The organism is Chryseobacterium sp. OSA05B, assembly GCF_019970065.1.
GTDB lineage: Bacteria > Bacteroidota > Bacteroidia > Flavobacteriales > Weeksellaceae > Chryseobacterium.
In genome coordinates, this window is the sequence record NZ_JAHXYH010000001.1 from 948,491 (window position 1) to 969,073 (window position 20,583).

At 36.7% G+C, this 20,583-nt stretch carries 24 protein-coding genes; 19 read left to right on the top strand and 5 right to left on the bottom strand.

The genetic code is table 11. From position 1 onward, the window contains the following. Positions 1–14 precede the first annotated feature (14 nt). Positions 15–1,631 carry a serine hydrolase gene (locus LC419_RS04300; RefSeq protein ID WP_223606195.1) on the top strand — a complete coding sequence of 539 codons (1,617 nt, stop codon included), beginning with the start codon at positions 15–17 and terminating at the stop codon, positions 1,629–1,631. A 68-nt stretch (positions 1,632–1,699) separates the two neighbouring features. Here the strand turns inward: LC419_RS04300 and LC419_RS04305 are convergent, their stop codons facing one another. The 4 genes from LC419_RS04305 to LC419_RS04320 all read right to left on the bottom strand — a co-directional run bounded on the left by LC419_RS04305 (position 1,700) and on the right by LC419_RS04320 (position 4,476). Further along, positions 1,700–2,212 (bottom strand): nitroreductase, encoded by a 513-nt coding sequence (locus LC419_RS04305; RefSeq protein WP_223606196.1) that lies wholly within the window; start codon positions 2,210–2,212, stop codon positions 1,700–1,702. A gap of 49 nt (positions 2,213–2,261) precedes the next feature. Beyond that, a complete protein-coding gene (locus LC419_RS04310; RefSeq protein ID WP_223606197.1) occupies positions 2,262–2,900 on the bottom strand; it encodes a DoxX family protein in 639 nt (212 codons plus the stop codon). Positions 2,901–3,289: 389 nt separating this feature from the next. Further along, positions 3,290–3,739, bottom strand: a complete 450-nt coding sequence (locus LC419_RS04315) for a hypothetical protein (protein ID WP_223606199.1) — start codon at positions 3,737–3,739, stop codon at positions 3,290–3,292. Between the two features lie 206 nt (positions 3,740–3,945). Further along, a complete protein-coding gene (locus LC419_RS04320; RefSeq protein WP_223606201.1) occupies positions 3,946–4,476 on the bottom strand; it encodes an SRPBCC family protein in 531 nt (176 codons plus the stop codon). Between the two features lie 224 nt (positions 4,477–4,700). On the opposite strand from LC419_RS04320, the gene LC419_RS04325 reads away from it, so the two are divergent. The 18 genes from LC419_RS04325 (at position 4,701) to LC419_RS04410 (ending at position 19,094) form a co-directional block, all read left to right on the top strand. Further along, a complete protein-coding gene (locus LC419_RS04325; protein WP_223606202.1) occupies positions 4,701–6,737 on the top strand; it encodes a M3 family metallopeptidase in 2,037 nt (678 codons plus the stop codon). Between the two features lie 104 nt (positions 6,738–6,841). Next, the gene (locus LC419_RS04330) at positions 6,842–7,168 is read left to right on the top strand and encodes a hypothetical protein (RefSeq protein WP_223606203.1); all 327 of its coding nucleotides are present in this window, start codon (positions 6,842–6,844) and stop codon (positions 7,166–7,168) included. A 154-nt stretch (positions 7,169–7,322) separates the two neighbouring features. Then, positions 7,323–7,997 (top strand): HEAT repeat domain-containing protein, encoded by a 675-nt coding sequence (locus tag LC419_RS04335; RefSeq protein ID WP_223606204.1) that lies wholly within the window; start codon positions 7,323–7,325, stop codon positions 7,995–7,997. Between the two features lie 35 nt (positions 7,998–8,032). Further along, complete coding sequence (locus LC419_RS04340; protein WP_223606206.1) at positions 8,033–8,458, top strand: DUF1801 domain-containing protein; 426 nt, start codon at positions 8,033–8,035, stop codon at positions 8,456–8,458. 44 nt (positions 8,459–8,502) lie between these two features. Further along, entirely contained in the window at positions 8,503–9,060 is a 558-nt protein-coding gene (locus LC419_RS04345) for a hypothetical protein (RefSeq protein ID WP_223606208.1), read from the top strand. 92 nt (positions 9,061–9,152) lie between these two features. Continuing rightward, the gene (locus tag LC419_RS04350; RefSeq protein WP_223606210.1) at positions 9,153–10,274 is read left to right on the top strand and encodes a lactonase family protein; all 1,122 of its coding nucleotides are present in this window, start codon (positions 9,153–9,155) and stop codon (positions 10,272–10,274) included. 35 nt (positions 10,275–10,309) lie between these two features. Next, complete coding sequence (locus LC419_RS04355) at positions 10,310–10,822, top strand: hypothetical protein (protein ID WP_223606211.1); 513 nt, start codon at positions 10,310–10,312, stop codon at positions 10,820–10,822. Between the two features lie 190 nt (positions 10,823–11,012). Further along, positions 11,013–11,351, top strand: coding sequence for a hypothetical protein (locus LC419_RS04360; protein ID WP_223606212.1), 339 nt, complete (start codon positions 11,013–11,015; stop codon positions 11,349–11,351). 4 nt (positions 11,352–11,355) lie between these two features. Next, positions 11,356–11,820 carry a hypothetical protein gene (locus LC419_RS04365; protein WP_223606213.1) on the top strand — a complete coding sequence of 155 codons (465 nt, stop codon included), beginning with the start codon at positions 11,356–11,358 and terminating at the stop codon, positions 11,818–11,820. A 27-nt stretch (positions 11,821–11,847) separates the two neighbouring features. Continuing rightward, positions 11,848–12,564 (top strand): hypothetical protein, encoded by a 717-nt coding sequence (locus tag LC419_RS04370; RefSeq protein ID WP_223606214.1) that lies wholly within the window; start codon positions 11,848–11,850, stop codon positions 12,562–12,564. 62 nt (positions 12,565–12,626) lie between these two features. Next, positions 12,627–13,112, top strand: coding sequence for a hypothetical protein (locus LC419_RS04375; protein WP_223606215.1), 486 nt, complete (start codon positions 12,627–12,629; stop codon positions 13,110–13,112). Positions 13,113–13,249: 137 nt separating this feature from the next. After that, a complete protein-coding gene (locus LC419_RS04380; protein WP_223606216.1) occupies positions 13,250–13,981 on the top strand; it encodes a bifunctional 2-polyprenyl-6-hydroxyphenol methylase/3-demethylubiquinol 3-O-methyltransferase UbiG in 732 nt (243 codons plus the stop codon). Positions 13,982–13,992: 11 nt separating this feature from the next. After that, positions 13,993–14,430, top strand: a complete 438-nt coding sequence (locus tag LC419_RS04385) for a hypothetical protein (RefSeq protein WP_223606217.1) — start codon at positions 13,993–13,995, stop codon at positions 14,428–14,430. 49 nt (positions 14,431–14,479) lie between these two features. Next, the gene (locus LC419_RS04390) at positions 14,480–14,680 is read left to right on the top strand and encodes a YqaE/Pmp3 family membrane protein (RefSeq protein ID WP_223606218.1); all 201 of its coding nucleotides are present in this window, start codon (positions 14,480–14,482) and stop codon (positions 14,678–14,680) included. A 118-nt stretch (positions 14,681–14,798) separates the two neighbouring features. Beyond that, the gene (locus LC419_RS04395) at positions 14,799–16,088 is read left to right on the top strand and encodes a serine hydrolase (protein ID WP_223606219.1); all 1,290 of its coding nucleotides are present in this window, start codon (positions 14,799–14,801) and stop codon (positions 16,086–16,088) included. Positions 16,089–16,361: 273 nt separating this feature from the next. Continuing rightward, positions 16,362–17,408: a serine hydrolase gene (locus tag LC419_RS04400; protein WP_223606220.1), complete on the top strand. Its 1,047-nt coding sequence runs from the start codon at positions 16,362–16,364 to the stop codon at positions 17,406–17,408. 8 nt (positions 17,409–17,416) lie between these two features. Further along, positions 17,417–17,869 carry a hypothetical protein gene (locus LC419_RS04405; protein ID WP_223606221.1) on the top strand — a complete coding sequence of 151 codons (453 nt, stop codon included), beginning with the start codon at positions 17,417–17,419 and terminating at the stop codon, positions 17,867–17,869. A gap of 112 nt (positions 17,870–17,981) precedes the next feature. Then, on the top strand, positions 17,982–19,094 hold the full coding sequence (locus LC419_RS04410; RefSeq protein ID WP_223606222.1) for a TlpA disulfide reductase family protein: 1,113 nt from the start codon (positions 17,982–17,984) through the stop codon (positions 19,092–19,094). Between the two features lie 54 nt (positions 19,095–19,148). Here the strand turns inward: LC419_RS04410 and LC419_RS04415 are convergent, their stop codons facing one another. Next, on the bottom strand, positions 19,149–20,567 hold the full coding sequence (locus LC419_RS04415) for an MFS transporter (protein WP_223606223.1): 1,419 nt from the start codon (positions 20,565–20,567) through the stop codon (positions 19,149–19,151). Between the last annotated feature and the right edge of the window lie 16 nt (positions 20,568–20,583).

A 20,583-nucleotide genomic window follows, 5' to 3' on the forward strand; every position in this document is an offset into this window, starting at 1 on the left:
AACAAAATTACAAAATGCTTAAGAACTTATTTTTCATTCTTATTATTTTATCTGCTGTAAAAATTCAAAGTCAGACTAAAGAAGAAAAAATCAATACCTTAGTTAATGCCTATACTAATCTGGACCGTTTTAACGGAAGTATTCTGGTTGCCGGTAAAGGAAAAATAATTTTCGAAAAAAGCTTTGGAATTCAGGATTTTCAAACCAAAGAAAAAAACACCAACCAAAGCATATACCGGATCTATTCTACTACAAAAACATTTACGGCTACAACAGCTCTCCTGTTAAACGAAGAAGGAAAATTATCTCTGAATGATAAACTCTCCAAATATTATCCGGATTTCCCTAAAGGAGACAGCATTACCATAGAGAATTTAATTACCCATACTTCGGGAATTCCTAATGATACCGGCCCCGAGAACACAAAAAATGAAGCCGTTTTTATGAAATCTATTTCCCAGCAGCCTTTTGTTTTTTCTCCGGGAAAAGGCTGGGGCTACAGCAATTCCAATTATTATATTTTAGGATACATTATTACAAAAGTAAGCGGGATGCCGTATCCAAAAACGATTCAACATTATATTCTCGATCCGTTGGGAATGAAAAATACAGGGTTTGGGTTTAAAGATTTAAAAGATAAAAACAAAACAACCGGCTACGAATATTTGTCTCCCCACAACTACCGTGAAGCGGTGGTTTATGATTACGACCACCCTCATGCGGCAGGTGCCATGTATTCTACCGTTGAAGATTTATACAAATTCGAACAGGGGATCAAAGCTTATAAAATCCTTAAAAAGGAGACTTTGAAAAAAGCACAGACTCCTTTCAAAACTTACGATTTCGGTTACGGCTGGCACAGGCAGATCATTAAAGGAAGAACAACCATTGGTCATGATGGAGCCGGACCTGGTTTTATAAGCCGATTCCTGACAATTCCTGATGAAGACATTGCTATTATTGTTTTGAGTAATAACAGGGATAACAGTGTTTTTGAAATAACCGACAAAATCATCGCTATTCTTGCCGGCGAGACGTATGATCTTCCTAAAAAAGTCAACATTGAAGCAAAATATGAAAAAGACCTGACAGGTTTATACCAATCAAAAAGCTCCTCTTTCTATATTTTAGCCAATGATAATGTGCTGAACTTTAAAGAAACCAATGAAGCAGAAGCTACACTTTTTACAGAAAGCAACACCAAATTTTATGTCAACAATCAAATTGGTGACCGAATCTATTTTGAATTCAAGCCCGACAGTAATGGTAAAAATTCAGTCTTAAACATTATTACTAAGGATAAAATTGTAAAAGAAGCGAAAAAAATTGACAATAATTTTCTTTGGGGTGTCACCGGAAGTGCTACTGCAAACGGTTGGAACGGTCCTGATATCAAACTGGTTCCGAATGAAAAGAATAAGGATATTTTAGAAGCCAGAAATATTCCGTTGAAATCCGGCCAGATCAAATTCAGAGGAAATAACGAATGGACCCTGGATCTTGGTATTAATGACAGTAACCAACTCGTTCAATACGGCAGAAATATCAACGTGGAAGCCGGAACTTACGACATCATTTTTGACACAACCAATCCGATACGTCCGTCTTATCAATTGATTAAAAAGAAATAAATTAAATCCTGGTATTTCGGAAATCAGTGAAATACCAGGATTTAAAAAAGCTTAAAGAGCTAGTTAAATTAATTATTATTTCCCATATAGAAAAGTCCCAGACATTTCTGGTTTTCTTCGATAGTCAAAGATTCCTTAAGATGGTTTACAATTGCAGGAGAGCTCCAGTAGCAGCCTACATTATGTGCTGTACAGGTAAGATACATATTCTGAACCGCCATGGAAACAGCCGCAATCTCTTCCCATTCCGGAACCATGCCGCTGAAATTCACGACGATGGAAACTACCGTGTCCGCTTTATTGATTTTAAAGCCGATATCCTGGTATTTTTTCTCTAAAAAAGTCTGTTCAGACTGACTCGCTTTGTAGATAGCCTGCATTTCCAAAGCCAGTTTTGCTTTTTCTTCCCCTCTGAAAATCTTAAAACGCCATGGTTTTGTACGCTTATGATTCGGGGCTAATGTCGCTGAGTGTAAGATTTCATCTATGACTTCCTGAGCGATTTCGGTCTCAGAATAATCTTTTGGAAAGATGCTTCTTCTCTGTTCTATGATGTCTTTTAAAATTTCTGCATTATTCATCCTGCAAATTTACAATATGAAATTGAATGCATTACAGTATTACATTGATTTAACTTTGATTTTTCACCAGTAACCGGTGGCTTTTATATGTTTTATACTGAGTTACCAAGAAGGTAAGCATCACAACAACGACCAGTATTCTCAATATCCACCGTTCCAGACCTTCACCTACAGGTCCCGGCCACGATAAACCAAGAAGACAGACGGTATACATCATACCGGCATTGATCCAGATACGGCCCGGCTCCGTATAGAATTTCAGGGTCATGGATTGGTTGTAGCCAAAAATCGGCATCAGTTTATGATGATCCCAGATCAGCAAAACGGTGACCGCAATCATCATGAGTGAAGTAATTACCCAGGTTCCGGTGAAGGAAAGGCTGATGGTAATGATCCAGATGTTCGTTAATATCGCTAAAAACATAAGAGCTCCCAAAAGCGCAAACCGCTGGGTCATCAGTAAAATTCCGGCCACTAGCTGCGAAAGTCCTAAAAAGTTCCAGTAAAATCCGGTCTGATACATCGCTTCGAAGAAAGCGCCTATAGGAGTATCTGTGGAAAGAACGGTAAATCTGTTTCCCAGTAATTTCGTCATACCTGAAGGAAAAAATGCAAATCCTACCAAATACCTTAGGTGAATGATGATCCACTGATTCAGTTTGTTAGTTCTTAATTTTTCAAATGTCATGGCTTGCTTTGGGTTGTAGGGTTTACGAGTTTCGGGGTACGGGTTTGAGAGTTGGAGGGTTTTAGAGTAAGTGAGTTTGTTGCTAGTTACTAGTTACTAGTTGCTGGTTATATAGTTTACAAAATTTGCTGTAAAACGGTCTCATGTCTGAAATCTTGATTCTTGATTCTTGATTCTAAAATTCACAAGTCACCCATTAAAACAGACAACTCCTGAATCATAGACCTTCATAATCTGATATCTAGCATCTTGACTCTTGATTCTTGATTCTAAAATTCACCCTTCACTTGCGAAGCAAAATTCACTATTCACTCATTAAAGCAGACCACTACTGAATCATAGACCTCCATAGTCTGAAATCTGATGTCTGACATTTAGCATCTTGACTCTCAAATCACCTCCACAATCTCCTGATGGATATTATTCAGGGTAAAGGCATCTCCGGATTTCATTCCCATCATTTTTTTAGCCATTGGGCTTTCGGGGGAAATAGCGTAGAACCGGTCGCCTTCAAAAAAGAATTCCCCCAATGAAACCGAAATATAAAAACGGGCTTTGTTGGTGATCACGAGAGAACCCAGCTGTATTTTTTCCGTAGATGTATTCAGAACTTTTGACATATTTCTTTTAAGATCATTCAAAGCTCCGAGTTGGCGCTGCATCTGATAAATCTCCTCCTGCATTTCCTCTCTCATGCTGTCATACTTCGGGGTCTTTTTTATATCACGACTTGCTTCCAGGGTAAACTCTATAAAATTTTTAAGCTTTTCTATTTTCTCAGAGATAACTGTTTTGACATAATGTCTTATATCACTTTTCACAAATACGATCTTCTCCATAAATCTAATCTTTACATAAAGATAATAATTTTTTAAAATACGAATCGATATTTATCCTTCATAAAAACAGATCATTTTCTATAAAACAGGACAGTAGATTCTGATGATAAAGCTTGTGGTTTAAAAAGTTCTCACAGATCAAATAAATTGCAGAGATTTCTCTCCGGTTAATAAAAAAGCCCTGTATTTCTACAAGGCTTATGTTTTTACTTTTCGGAAATCTTTTTAAGGTCTCCCAACCCCTGATCGAACATGGTTTTCATATTCATATCCATCATAGGTTTCATGATTTTCATCATCGTATTAAGTTCATTGTCTATGGACCATGTTACTTTCGTTCCGCTTCCTTCCGGGGTCAAAATAAATTTCGCAACCGCATCACCTTCAAAAGGCTTGATAAAATGAAGTTTCGTTACCAATTTATCATTCGGTACAATTTCTGTGACAGACTGCTCGCCCTCTCCTACTTTGTTATTGCCTTTCCAGTGGTAGGAATCTCCCACTTTATCACCGGCTCCGGAATAGGTGATGACAATATCCTTATCCGCTTTTGAAAATGGATCCCAGACATTGTATTCTTTTAATGAAGCTACGTGCTGCCATACTTTCTCTTTTGGCGCATTGATCACCACTGATCTTTCAAAATGATGTTTTTTGTCGAAAGCCAGTATCGCTACCACTGCGTAGATTACGGCCAAAAGGATTATGAAGCCAAGAATTTTTAAGAGTGTTTTCATAGTTTTGATATTTTGAGTTAGTTGTTTAGTTTTTTTAAACCACAAAAAGTGATGGTTTTCTGTTTTCAAAATTAGTCATTCCACCCTCGCCGCCTCTTTTCATATGACAAGATTATTAAAGATAAAGCATTTTTGTCACATCCCGATATCCGGGCATTATTTTTGCGCATTTCACCTGTGATTCCCAATGAATCATTAAATTTACCTTACCTAAAAATCAAAAAATGAATATTTTAACAGAGAAATTTACCACACCATATCACGCGGTGCCTTTCAGCGCTATTAAAAATGAAGATTTTCTACCTGCATTTAAAGAACTGATCAAGCAGTCTGAGGATGAAATTAATGGCATTGTCAATAATCCTGAAGCTCCTACTTTTGAAAATGTGATTGAAGCACTGGCTTATTCAGGAGATCAACTGGATGTGGCTTCAAGTATTTTTTTCAATTTAAATTCCGCGGAAACAAGTGATGAGATCCAAAAAATAGCTCAGGAAGTTTCTCCTCTTTTAACTGAACACTCGTCAAAGATCTCTCAAAATGAAGGTTTATTCAACAAGATCAAAAAAGTATTCGACGAAAAGGAAAAATATAATCTGAATGAAGAACAGGAAATGCTATTGAACGAAACATATAAAGGTTTTGTAAGAAGCGGTGCCCTGCTGAATGAAGAAGACAAGGAAAAACTGCAGAAGATCAATATGGATCTTTCCCTAAAATCCCTGCAGTTCGGACAAAATGTGCTGGCTTCTACCAATGCTTATTTTAAACATATCACCCATAAAGAAGATCTGGCAGGAATTCCGGAAGCTATTCTTGATCAATATGCCGAAGAAGCCAAGGAAAGAGAGCTTGAAGGCTGGGTGGTTACTTTGCAGTATCCAAGCTATATACCGTTCATGACATATGCAGAAAACCGTGAGTTGAGAAAGGAAATCGCTTTGGCCAGCGGGAAAAAATCTTTTGACGGTGGAGAATTTGACAACCAGGAACTGATTAAAGAACTTCTTCAATTAAAACAGCAAAAAGCAGAATTATTAGGCTATCAAAACTATGCGGACTATGTTCTGGAGGAAAGAATGGCCAAATCTCCAGTGAAGGTTATTGATTTTTTAAATGAACTTTTAACGAAAGCAAAACCTTACGCAGACAAGGAAATTGAGGAATTAAGATCTTTGGCCAAAGCTGATGGAATTGATGAATTACAGGGCTATGATCATGCTTTCTATGCTGAAAAACTCCGCAAGCAGAAATATGACTTTAATGATGAAGAACTGAAGCCTTATTTCCCGCTTGATCAGGTACAGGATGCTGTTTTCGGATTGGCAGGAAAACTTTTCGGACTTCGTTTTGAGGAAAGAAATGATATTCCAAAATACCATGAGGACGTGAAGGTGTATGAAGTTTTTGAATCAGCAAAAGACTCACCGGAAGAGCATTTCAAAGCTTTACTGTATGTAGATTATTTCCCGAGAAAAGGCAAAAGAGCAGGTGCCTGGATGACCAGCTATAAAAATCAGTATAAAAAAGACGGTGAAAATTCCCGTCCGCATATTTCTATTGTCTGTAATTTCAGCAAGCCAACGAAAGATACCCCGAGTTTACTGACTTTCCAGGAAGTAACGACTCTATTCCACGAATTCGGACATGCGCTTCACGGAATGCTGGCTGAAACCCAATATCCAAGTCTTTCCGGAACGTCTGTGAAATGGGATTTTGTAGAACTTCCGTCTCAGTTTCTGGAAAATTTCTGCTACGAGCCTGAGTTCTTGAAAACATTCGCGAAACATTATAAAACCGGTGAAGTACTTCCGGACGAAAAGATTGAAAAAATTGAGCAGTCTAAAAGCTTTATGGAAGGTTACCAAACCATGAGACAGCTTGGTTTCGGGCTTCTGGATATGAACTACCATACGAAAGTTGGAGAGTTAGAAGGCGAAAGCGTGAAGGCGTTTGAAGATAAGTATACAAAAGCGACCACTCTTTACCCGATCAATCCTGAAACGGCGATGAGCCCTAGTTTTTCCCATATTTTCCAGGGAGGCTATTCTGCGGGATATTATTCTTATAAATGGGCGGAAGTTCTGGATGCTGATGCCTTCCAGTATTTTAAGGAAAACGGGATTTTCAATCCTGAGACGGCTGCAAAATACAAAGTTCTCCTTTCCTCAGGTGGAACCAAAGATCCGATGGAACTGTATAAAAGCTTCAGAGGAAGTGAACCGAAGGTGGAAAGCTTATTGAAGAGAGCATTTGGATAATCTATAAGAATTGTTTGATGAAAGGTGAACTGGATAAGCTTAAAGCTATTTAAAAAAAATCATTAGAAGTAACGCTTAAAAATACTAACCCTGAAAATATTGATTTGATCTTAGACAAAAGAGATGAATCTGAATTTTCAGATGCATGGATGCAAGCTTTTCATTTGATTGAAAAAAAAGTAACCGATCCGGAAATAAAATCTGAAGTAGATGAGTTCAGGAAGGATATTTTTATTCTTACATTCAGAAGTACTGGATCGTCTGATTTACCTGCTTACATTTCTGATGATGTGGATCTGATATGTTCCTATTACGTGCATGGTATTGAAAGCAGATGGATCGCTCATTTACTTTTCACTTATCTCCATCATCAGATCCCACAGGGAATACTGATGGAAACAGATCAAACCCTGTATGAATTAATAAAATGAAGCTGCTGAAGGGCAGCTTCTTTCAAAATACACTACATAAAAAAACGTACAGATCTTTTGTACAGATGGTTAAATATTTTATAAATAGTATTGAGGGAATGTGTAAATTCGGAAGTTATCTGAAACTTAATAAAAATAATTAAAGACAGAAACTATGATTGAGAAACTGAATAAATTTGATCTAGAAAATTCGGAAGTTGAAAGACTAAAGGTCTTCGAATCATGGGACGGATTTATGCTTCTTGACGATACAGAATTTGATGAAATGGAAAATTATTTCAGTCAGTTTCCTGTTTATAAAAATATAGTTGCTTTAGTGACTGACGAAAATTCGAATTATTGGTGTCTAAATGTTAGCGGATCGATGAAAGGAATGATTTGTTACTTAAGTCATGACGAGCCCAATTTAGAACCCAGATTTAAAGATATTTCCAGTTTTCTAAAAGCAATTGAAAAAAATCCGGACGCTTATGACTTTGACGATTTAGATGAAGCATCTTTCGATTTCCCAAGTTCTAAAACTTTGGGTGAATTTAAAGAACGAAAACAAATCATCGAACAACTTAAAACTGACTTCACTTCAGAAAATGACGACGACATAAAGCGGCAAATTGCATTTTCAATTATGGCATTGACTTCAGCTGAGGAAGTTGAAGATAATATTTATCCATTTCTTACACATGATGATATGTATATTCAGGAGAGAGCTATTCAAATATTAGGTTTTCATAAATATAAGTCTGCAAAAGAAAAATTAATAGATTTAAGGACAACGGCAATGCCCAATGGAATAACAGCAATTGGAATTGCTTTGAAAAAATTTGAATAAAAATAAATAGCACACACAAAGTACTCCAAAATTTCATGAACATACAGGAACAAATTAAAGAATATATCAACAGCCAGCCTGAACCCAAACGTAACGATATGCAGGAGCTGCACCGCATGATTCAGGAAATATCACCAGGATGTAGATTATGGTTTCTGGATGGCAAAAACGATGACAATAAAACGGTCTCCAATCCCAATATCGGCTATGGATTTCAAACCATGCAATATGCTGATGGCAAAGCAAGAGAATTTTATCAGATTGGGATCAGTGCCAACAACACCGGAATTTCAGTTTACATTCTAAGCATTAAGGATAAGACCTATTTATCGGAAACGTATGGAGAAAAAATAGGCAAAGCGAGCGTCACCGGATATTGTATTAAATTCAAAAAGCTGAAAGACATCAACATTGATATACTGGAAGCGGCCATACGGGATGGATTTGAAGCAAAAAATTAAACAGTGATCTGATGAAGCCTTTATCAACAAATACTTATTTTACTATGAAATTTAAAATTCTCATCCTTAGTTTCCCTCTATTTTTATTGAGCTGTTCAAAAGAAAAAAAAGGCGAACGTTTAAAGTTCTCTGTCGATGAAAATCTGAAGAACAACAAAATTTTCAAGCAGATGGAATCTGAAAATGAAATTCAGATGAGGATTGATTCGGAGCCGCCCAAAAGCAAAAAGACCACAAAACTTATATTCGATGAAAGCAATGAGTACATTTGTGAACCCATATTTTGGAAGGATACGGACACACTCAATGTCAATATCGTGTATCATACAGGATTCACTTCTGCAGGATTCAATATACAGATTCATGACCATAGATTTGAGGTTTCACCCTACAGGATGAGTGATCATATAACAGACAACGAAAAATCTTCAACGTTTAAAAATCCTCAACAAAAACTGATCCTCGATAAAGCATCCTATCGACCGAATGACAGCATTTACGGATATGTAGAATTTGAAAAAACGGAATACGATCCATATGGAAACGTTATCCCACACAAAGGAAAAGGGTATTTCAGAGGGAAGATTGAATATGTAAAATAATTCAGATCATCATGACCAGAAGTTATGATCTCATGCGTTTGTCAGATAAGCTCGGAAATTAAATAATGCTCCTCTATAAATCTTTTTAAAAATTGAAAAAAATACTAAGCCTAATCATCCTCATTGTAGCATCCATCCATCTCTATTCACAAAACACCTACGTCTTTATCGGCTCATTTAACAGGGACAAAACCACCGAGGGAATTTACGTGTATAAACTGGATACCATTAAAGGAAAATTATCCAAAGTAACCTCTCTGAAAGGAATTTTAAACCCTTCATTTCTGACTTTATCTGCAGATGGCCGGTACGTTTTTGCCTGTACCGAAAGTAAAACTCCTAATGCAGGAAGCGTCAGCAGTTTTAAATTCAATCCCAAAGATGAGACGCTTACGTTCATAAACAGTCAGAAAAGTGGCGGTGAAAACCCGGTTTATGTGAGTGCTCACCGGAATGGCAAATGGCTGGTGAATGCCAATTATACTGAAGGCAGTGCGTCCATTTACCCGGTCTCTGAAGACGGAACCATACAGCCGGCTGTACAGAATTTTCAGTTTTCAGAGGGAAGCATCAATGAAGGCAGGCAGGACAGATCGCACGTCCATGCTGCTGTTTTCTCCCCGGACTTTGATCATTTATTTCTAACCGATCTGGGAGCAGATAAAATCAGGTCCTATACTTTTGACAGTGATCAAAAGGAGCCTGTACAACCTGGAAAACAACCTTACATCCCATCCACATTAGGAAGCGGACCAAGACATTTTACTTTTCATCCCAATGGAAAATTTGCCTACTGTATTGAAGAATTATCAGGAACCGTCAATGCTTATCAATATGAAAATACTATTCTGACGAGTATTCAGAGAGTGAATACCCATACGGAACAGTATAAAGAAGATTTTGAAAGTTCGGATATCCACATTTCTCCGGACGGAAAGTTTCTGTATGCTGCTAATCGTGGCTTTGAAAATAATATCGCTATTTTCTCAATTCTTGAAGACGGAACTTTAAGGAATGTGGGCTATCAGTCAACGATAGGGAAACATTCAAGGGTATTTGATATTGACGAGACGGGGAAGTTTGTCATTGTGGCCAATGCAGGCAGTGGAAATATTGTGGTATTTAAGCGCGATCCTCAAACCGGGTTATTGAAAAAAACCGGGAACAAAGTAAAAGTTAAAAGTGCTTCCAGCGTAAAAATCAGGAAATATTGATTTTACGAACTGAATATTTACAAACATCATTTAAAGTGAAGATTACACGAAAGTCAATCCTATTTAACGCAATTTTATTCATTGCCCTTTTGCTGAATTTAGTCAACCTTAAATTATTTGAAAAAACCATTATTCCCATAAAAATTATTGCTACTTTTTATGCCTTGGGGATTTTATCCTTTATACTCTTCAAAAATAAGCTGAAAGAATTAAGTCCCTGGAACCCTATTAATAATTTCATCCTTTGTCTCTTTGTTGTAGGCAGTTGTACCACAGTATCATTTTTAGGAATTAACTATTATTTCGCCGAGAAAGCAACTGAGAATAGGACCTGTAAAATCATCAGAAAAACTGAAATTCAAGGGCCCAAGTACAACCGTGGTAAAAAAACACCGGCTGTGATTATTGAAACGAAAAAAAACAGTACAAAAAGAATAGAATTTAAGCGAAGTATGAGAGCAAAAATTGACGAAGCCCATTTCCTTGAATTGGAATTATCCAATGGATTCTTTAATTTTGATATTATCCGCAACACAAAACTGAAATAAAACGCCGGAAAAAAGTTAAAAACGCTTCCAGCGTGAAAATCAGGAAATATTAATCTTTTTTATCACACAGATAATAGGGTAGTTTTAAATTGTTGAAATAAAACAATGACTTACCCTTTTTCAAAACTTTAGCCCTTATTATTATTCTATTTGATTTTTTTTAGTAATTTTCAGATGAAGTTCCTTTTAAATGAAATTTTCAATCATTATTGCTGACATGAAAATACTTACTGAGTCTGACACCAAAACGTGGATCGGATTAAGTAAAAAACTCGCTGAACCTAAAGCTGAAACGACTCCTGAATTAAAAGAAATCATTACCCTCATCAAATCCAGATTTCCTGAACTTCCGAACACCATGGTTTGGGGGAATTATTTAATCTTCGAAGAATTTGCCGACTTTTTCACCCTAGATATCGATTACGATGACATCAAAACATTGGAAAATGAAATTGTAGATATTGTGCTGGAAAAGGGTTTTGCCGTACTCATCGGAAAAGAGAACAAAATATATAAACCAAAAACATAATATAATGGGATTTAATTTTACAGGAATCTTAATAAACAGCCATGCTGATGAGCAAAAAATTAAAAGCCTCTTTGATGCTGAAATTGCTTACATAAAAGAGGTAGACTTTGACGAATCGACTGACAGTTTCCGGGATGAAAACACCGTTGATATGGTACAGACTGAAACCGGAACACTCATGATCACCGGATTGGGGCAGATTTACGATATTTCAGATTTTGACGGAGAAATCATTCAGTTTATGATTTCCGATGTTTCGGACACCTATTATTTTGAGAAGTACAAAGACAAGGTTCTGGTACGGAAATATATTTATTCCCAGGGCGAAATTACAGAAGATGAAGGAAATGGAATCATAAAAGAGAACGAAGATTTCACCGATCAGATCTGGGAGCTCGCAGACCGGTATTTACAAAATAATTTTAAAACCAATCTGTTTGATCAGCAGTTCAAACGATACCAACTATAATTTTTTTACACGCAAACTTCACATCCTATGGCTGGAAAATTCAAAAAAATATCAGATATCTTTTTTACGGTTCTAGGATCAATCGTGCTTGTAGGTGGATTAGTCGTTCTTATCTTTATAGAAAATCCTGTCAGATATTTTTTATACGCTGTACTTCTGGTCATTGCCACCAATTTTAAGAGCTTCCGGAATTTCAGAACTGATTTTAAAAAAGTGGTCAGTAATTTACTGATTGCAACCGGTGTGGTCTATTTTGCTTTAATTACCCTATTATCTCTTTCCCCGTTTTTGAAAACCCTGGAATTTAAATGGTCCCATCCAGATTGGAAACCTGTGAATGCCCAAAGGATACAACCATTTGCATCATGGGACACAGGATATAAACGGAAAGGAAATTCTTATGTTAATATTGATTATGAATATCAGTTTAACGGAACAATGTATAAAAATTCAGAGCCTGAAGCTCTGTATAGGTATTATCCGTTTTGGAACGGAAAAAAAAGCCGGGAGCTGGTGGAGGAGTTTTCAAAATCGGTTTCAGAAAAAATACAGAAAAGGGAATATCTTATTCTCACCAATCCTCATCAGCCTCAGGAAAGTAAACTGTTTTTATCCACAGATCTATTTTATTTTCAGGGGTCATTATTCTACGATATGGTAACAGGTCTGGTTGTTTTTATCCTGATCTTTTTAGGAATCATCGGAGCTATTTTTCTATGCCCATTGAAGACACAACGGAAATAAAAACTGAACAGATGAAAGAGATAATCCCAACCTTCTGATTCTTAATTAAGCTGTAAAAAAACATGAATATCCATTTAATCAAAATATTAATCTATGTATCAGTAATGCTGCTCCAGCTGTTTTTAATCCTGGAAATTGAACGGTGCTGGCTCCTGCTAAAGGGAAAGAAAAGTGAGACGTCGAAAAAAATACTGAAATTTATACAACTGCCCTTTGCATCAGTGATTAAAAATCAAAAAACATTACAGATTGTTTCCTTTTTACTTTATCCGATCCTGTTTGGAGTAATCACTGCCGGAATCATCCCCTTTTTGAATATGGGGCGGGGAATGAATATCCAATTAGGTAATCCTTGGGGATATATTGCTATGTTCGGTATCGGATATGTGGGTACGAATATTTTGATACTGATATCATGTATTCATACCAAAATAACTTTTGGAGCCTCATCTATTAACCTTACCGCTTTTATGATACTTTTTTATATGGCTGTATTCATCCTGGTGACTTATTTTCAATTCAGTTTATTCCTGAAATGGAACACCTGAAAAATTATTTTTTTCATCTTCAAGTTCACCTTATATAATTTTCATTAATTTAGTTTTATAAAAAAACTTTGGGAACGGCCGCCGTTGCGATATTCAAACATTTCTAAGCCGTTTTTAACATGTCCTATAGCTATCCTATGAAAGAAAATAAATACGACAAGTCGTCCTTCTTCGAACAATACGAAAAAATGCTCCGCTCTCAAAAAGGGTTGGAAGGTGCCGGAGAGTGGCCTGCACTGAAAAAAATGCTGCCGGATTTTACAGGAAAAAATGTTCTTGACCTGGGTTGTGGTTTTGGCTGGCACTGTAGGTATGCGATTGAAAACGGAGCAAAATCAGTGATTGGGGTTGATCTTTCAGAAAAAATGCTTGAAAAAGCCAAAGAGATCAATCAACTAAATGGTATCGAATATGTAAGAAAAGCTCTTGAGGACCTGGAGTATCCTTCAGAAAAATTTGACCTCGTATTGAGCTCTCTGACTTTTCACTATGTAGAATCATTTGACAGGCTTATTCATCATATTTACCAATGGCTCAAACCAGGTGGACATTTCGTATTTTCTGTGGAACATCCCGTTTTTACAGCACAGGGAAAACAGGATTGGATCTATGGTGAAAATAATCAAAAACTGCACTGGCCCGTTGATCATTATTTCATAGAAGGAAAAAGAGACACCACATTTTTAGGAGAAAATGTAATAAAATACCATAGAACACTCACTTCCTACCTGAATATTTTGCTGAAGCAGGGTTTCAAAATCAATGAACTGATTGAGCCGGAACCTAGCGAAGAAATGCTGAAAGAATTTTCTGATATGAAAGATGAATTGCGCCGCCCTATGATGCTGTTGATCTCAGCAGAGAAATAATGGAAATGATTATGATGATTACGTGTGGTCATTGTCAGCAGACATTTACGGCATCCGGAGAACAAGTTTCATTCATTCTGGGTTCAAAGAAAAAAGGAATGCAGTTTATCATGCTGGAATGTCCTTCATGTTATAGTGGCTTCTCTTTGAATCCACAAACAATGAATCAGCCTGCTCCACAGAAAACAATGAATCAAGATCATTTACGATGTCCTGAAAACTCCTGCTATGGCCTGATTTCTTATGTACAAGACGAAAAACCATTCTGGGGTTGTGGTGAATGCGGAACGGTATGGTTTACCCAGCCGGATTTGTTTGAGGCCATTGAACACATTATTGAAAAATATCCTTATCGGGCAGAAGTCTACACTAAAAAAGGAAATATTTTTTTCCCGGTTCCGTTAGAAAATGAGCCAAACAACTACGAAGAAACCGTAGCTAAAGAATAAAAATCTGAACAGTCAATAAAATTTAAAACATCATCTAAAACTATACCTCATGTTACTAGCCATCTTACTTCCCTTTCTGTCCTTTATGATCCGTGGAAAAATTCTTACCGGAATCGTCTGTCTTATTTTACAGATCACTTTGATTGGATGGCTTCCTGCAGCTATCTGGGCTGCCTTATCATTAAATAATGCACGAGCAGACCGACGCAATGAGAAACTGATTAAGGCGATGAAACAGAATCAGAGATAAAAGAGAGTTCAATGGTGGGATTTGTCCATATATCCTACTCAAATTATTGAAATGTAACTTTTTGGCCAAGAAATGAACTCATTATTCAACTATGCTATTTCGGCCAAATTGTAAACCCATGAAACATGTAGTCTTTATTTTAGCCTTTATTTTTTCAGTGAACCTTTCTGCTCAGAATAATGAAAAAAAATACGCGAAAGAACTGAACGAATATTTTACGGCATTAACAAATCTCGGGAAGTTTAATGGAAATGTGCTGGTATCACAAAACGGACACATTCTTTTGGATCAGAGCTACAATATTCCGGGGAAAGCCGTCGAATTGAATGTCAGCAAAAAAAGCACGTTTATTATTGCTTCCGTTTCAAAGATTTTTATAAAATACGGAATTCTGAAGCTTGCAGAGCAGGGGAAAATTAAACTATCAGACCGTCTCAATACATTTATTCCTGATTTCCCTAATGGCAACAAAATTTCAGTGGAACATTTACTGTATCACCAGTCCGGGCTGCCAAGAGAAATTAAAGAGTATGAAAAGTATGAAAGTCTAAGCCTGGAAAAAAGCATAGAACTGGCCAAATCAGAAGCACTGCAATTTGAGCCCGGAACCAGCACGCTCTATTCCAATGTGGGCTACTTCATTCTTCATTATATCATTGAAAAATCCTCTGAAAAGGGATATCAACATTTTATTGACAACGAAATTATAAAAAAATATCAACTAGAAAATACCGGAGAATTTAATTCTGCCCGTTCGGTATCCAATTTCGCTTACGGATTTTATAACGAAGAAGGTAAAACACTTCCTATTTCCCAGGCGAGTATTAACAGATTTGAAACGGGTAATTACTACTCCACAACTGCTGATCTTTACGCGTTCAGTAAAAAGCTTCTCTCGGGAGAACATATGAAGAAGGAACAGGCTCTGAAAATGTTTAAAGACGGTCTTATCATTCAGGCCGGTGGAAGACCTGGCTACAGAGCTTATTATTATCAGAACTTAAGATCCAATGTAACATTTATTTTCACTGCCAATTTCAGCGATATGCCTTTTCAGAAGGTGACAGACGATATCATCAGTCTTTTGGAAGGCAAGACTTACACGGTTCCCAAAGAAATCAACAAAAAAGCCATTACCGTTTCTGAAGATATTTTAAAACAATATATAGGACAATTTACATTGGATGTTGATAAATCCCAGACATTTACGGTCACTTTAGAAAACCATTTTCTTTATATTACAGATAAAGAAGGAGAAAAAACAAAAATTTATCCGGAATCACAAACATCTTTTTTTGATACTCCTGATTCGGAAGACGGTTATATATTTTCTTCAAAAAGTGACGGAACCTACGATCTGACTATTATTTCAACAGGTCTTACCCTAAAAACAACTCGGACAAAATAACTCATAAAAACGGAAGATGAAGAGAACTTTGGAAACCTGAAAACTTGCTGCCCCTTATAACCGTTTCTTCATTAAATTTTAATCTCTCAAAAAAATATACGACAATCAGCAACTTCCATCCTCCCTCTTCCTTCTTCCATTCCCTTTAATCTACCAAAAATCAGATTAAAAGTTATTTTTAACGAATCACTACAAAGCATAACATAGTAATAATAAATATTTATATCTTTGCATAACAAAATAATAATTATGATTACTCTAAAACTTTTTTCAATGTTTCTTTTGCTTTTTTGCAGTATAATCGATGCACAATTCCAGGAAAAGAAAATAGACAGCTTAATTACTACTGAATTCAATGATCCCAACGGACCAGGAGGTGCATTCATGATTGCTCATAAAGGAAAAACCATCTACCGCAAAGCTTTTGGAAAAGCCAACCTGGAGCTGAATGTGAATATGACTCCTGATCAGGTTTTCCAGATCGGTTCTATGACCAAGCAGTTTACATCCGTGGCTGTTCTTATGCTGGAGCAGCAGGGAAAGCTGAATATCAATGACCCGATTTCAAAATACATCAAAGACTATCCTTCTGGGGATAAAATAACCATCCATCATCTGCTGACCCATACTTCTGGAATCAAGGATTTCACAAAAATGAAAGCGATATCCACCATCGCCCAGAAAGAAATGAAGCCTGAAATGATGGTTGATTTTTTCAAAAACGAACCTGTAGATTTTGCCCCGGGAGAAAAATTTGAGTACAATAATTCGGGATATGTGGTTTTAGGGTATATTATCGAACTGGTTTCAGGACAGACGTATGAAAATTTCATCAAAAAAAATATCTTTGAAAAAGTGGGTATGAACCATTCTTACTATGCTACAGACCGACAGATTATTCCGAAAAGAGCGTATGGATATCATCAGAAAGAACACGGGTTTGTCAATAAAACAGTGATCAACTTCAGTGTTCCTTTTTCATCCGGTTCTTTGATGTCTACGGTAGATGATTTGTTGAAATGGCAGAAGGCTTTGAACGAAAATATCCTTCTCAATCCGGCAGAAACTAAAAAAGCTTTTCAGAAATATAAACTGAACAGCGGAGAAGAATTCACTTACGGTTACGGATGGCATCTGAAAGATATCAACGGAAGCCCGGACAGGGAACATGGCGGAAGTATTTTCGGATTTAAAAGTATGGGCGTCTATATTCCCGATGAAGATATTTACGTTATAGGGTTGAGCAACTGTGACTGTCATTCGCCGACAGAGATTATCCGAAGCATTACAAAGATTGCATTGCAGTCTGTTAAAAAATAATCCGCAGAATGAAAATTACAACACCTAAAGGAAGATTTTTTGAATTCAGACAAAATACAGAAAACTGGGAAAGCCTTGACAATTTCTCTTACAGTGGCTTATCCGGGACCGATCGAAGTCCTGTTTTCGGATTTGAGAACGATTTCCCTAACGAATATGTCAAACGTATTGATTTTGAACAGTGCCTGGGAGAATTTATTGATTTTTACATAGATAACAGGTCAAGAATCATCTCTGAAACGAAAACAGCCGTTAATGGTCTTATTGCACATAATCATGACATGGGTAAAGAAGATATGAATTATATTAACTACTTTGTTGAAATTCTAAACCTTGCATCTTATGAATTTAAAATTCATTTTGTGTTTATGTATGGCTATGTCTATTATGAAATTTCTTATCTCTTCCTTTCGCCTGAGAACTTTCTGATCACCAAAATAGATCGTATTTTAACCAATTAATATTTTTTATTGGTCTCAATTACAAGCTTTAAATACGTACACTGTATTGACAGAGTAAATAAATTTGTACATCGAATAATGAAGTAATATCTTTATGATTCAATCCATTAATATGAAAAGAATTTCACAGATTTTGTTATTTTTAGTAAGCAGTTCTGCATTTTCCCAAACACAGTTTAATATTGAATTGATGGCCCCTTCATTTGAAAAAGATTCTCTGCTGCTGGCACCTCCCCCTACTTCAAGAAACATTATTTCGCTGTATAGTCTGAATTTAAATGCGAATAATAAAAATGTTAAAACTATCGGAAATTCAAAAGGAGCGCTCATTAAAATTCAGCCTGAGAATAACATCATCAGCGGAACTGTTCCCTGTCCTATGCCGGTGATTATGATGGGGCCAAAAGAAGATAAAAAAGGATTCCAACAATCGAAAATGTTCTTCATTGAAAACGGAAATTTAAAAATTCAGGTCGCTGATAAAAATTTAACATTGGTCATCCCACCTGATGCTGTTATCAACAACGACTATAAAAAGCTGAAAGAATATCTTCAACCGGCGGACGAAAAACTCAAACCGTTTGAACAAAATAATCCAGCCGACCTTGACAATAAAGAAAAACTGTTGAAAGCATACATCAAAAAAAATCCGGAATCATATCCTGCGTTTTGGGAGATTATAGATGCTTTTTCAAAATATGGTTTTCATAAAAATTATCTGGCAGATCTTCCGTTATTTTCAAAAAAAATAAAAGCTTCTTCATGTTTTAAGGATTTTGAAAACATATTAATTCTTGAAAACTCAACCAATGTAGGGGGAAATTTTCCTGATATTGATTTCGGTCCTGAGAGTAAAATCACCAAAGCAACTTTCTCTGATTATAAAATTACACTGATCGACTATTGGTCTACCAGCTGTAAACCCTGTATTAAAGAGCTTCCCGAGCTTGTTAAACTGTATGACAAGTACAAAGAAAAAGGTGTGAATTTCATCAGTGTAGCAGACGACAAAACGCAGCAGAGAATGGATCTGGCCAATAAAATATTCAAGGAGAATAAGGTCACCTGGAAAAGCTATTTTGACACGACAAAAGAATTCACCAGGAAACTCAACGCTGGAGGATATCCGCTTTTCATCATTGTAGACCGAAACGGAAAAATCGTTTCAAAAGAACTGGGCGGACAGGAAACGCTGGATTCCACAATAGAAAAGTATTTGAAGTAATTAAGGGCTTGGAAGCCGGAAGATGGAGGATGGAAGTTACTTTTGGACATTCATTTACAACTTAGAGTCTTTTAGTTTTGTTTTAGGAAGTATATAGTCCGGAACTTTTGCAATCGAAAGCAGAACAATAACCAGACAGACAATATTCACAGCCAAAGCAACCGAAAAAGCCAGGTGATAGTTTTGTGGAGAAGGTTTTGTTCCGAGAAAATAATAGAAAATACTTCCCACCACGATAATTCCTACGATAGCAGCAGCCTGCACAAAGGTATTGTAGACTCCCGAAGCATTTCCTGCCAATGTAGATGGCAGTCCGGACAGCGCAATATTCGCAAGTGAAGGAATAATGGAACCCACCCCGATTCCGTGGAAAAAAAGTAAGAGACAGAGCACAAAAAATGGCGTTTCCTTATCGAATAAAAGGATTTGCAGGACCAGAACCGCCATGATCAAAACCAATCCGGTCATTAAAAACCTTTTACCATATCTTAAAATAAATCTTGCAGAAAACACAGAAGCCAGAATAAAACCAAGTCCCTGGAAAACAATAATTTCCCCTGCCGCCATTGACCCGATTTGAAGCCCATCCTGGAAAAAAAGTGAAAGAATATAAAAATAAGAATCCAGCATAATGAAGAAGAAGGAAACGGCCAGTATTCCCAGATTGAAGTTTTGATAGCTGAATACATTAAAATCCATCAGGTAAGATTTCCCTTTCTCTAACCTCATCTTTTGATTTTTGATAAAACAGATTAAAATACATATTGAAATCACTGCCAGTACTATACTTTTGATCTGAATTCCCTGATGCTCAGACATCGTAAGCGCATAGGTAAAACAAAAAAGTGCTGTAGCCAATAGAATAACTCCAAAGAAATCAAAAGTCTTTTTTTCTGCTGAAACCTGAGACTCATTCAATATTTTTTTGCTGAAAAGCAAGGCCATCAGACATATCGGAATATTGATCAGGAAAATAAGCCGCCAAGATTCTTCTATCCAGGTTACCGACGAAAAATAACCTCCCAGAAACTGACCTGAAATGGTTCCCGCTCCAATGGTAATTCCATACCACCCCATCGCTTTTGTTCTTTCTTCATGGGCTGTAAACAGAACCTGTATCATTGACAAAACCTGCGGAGACATCATCGCCGCACTGATTCCCTGAATAAAACGGGAGATCACAAGAACTTCCGGTCCAACCGAAATTCCACACGCCACCGAACTCAGCATAAAAAATACCAGCCCGATCATGAAAATCTTTTTTCTCCCATACAGATCACCCAACCTTCCACCCGTAATAAGGAATGAAGCAAAGCCAATCAGATAAGACGCGATCATCAGCTGCATTTCTCCGTTGGAAGCATGAAGGTCACGCTGTATGGACGGAATGGATACATTGATGATGAAGATATCCATGATCGTCAACAGCTGACCGGATAATATCACGATCAATTTCAAATATTTAGGATTCATTTTTATATAGATATAT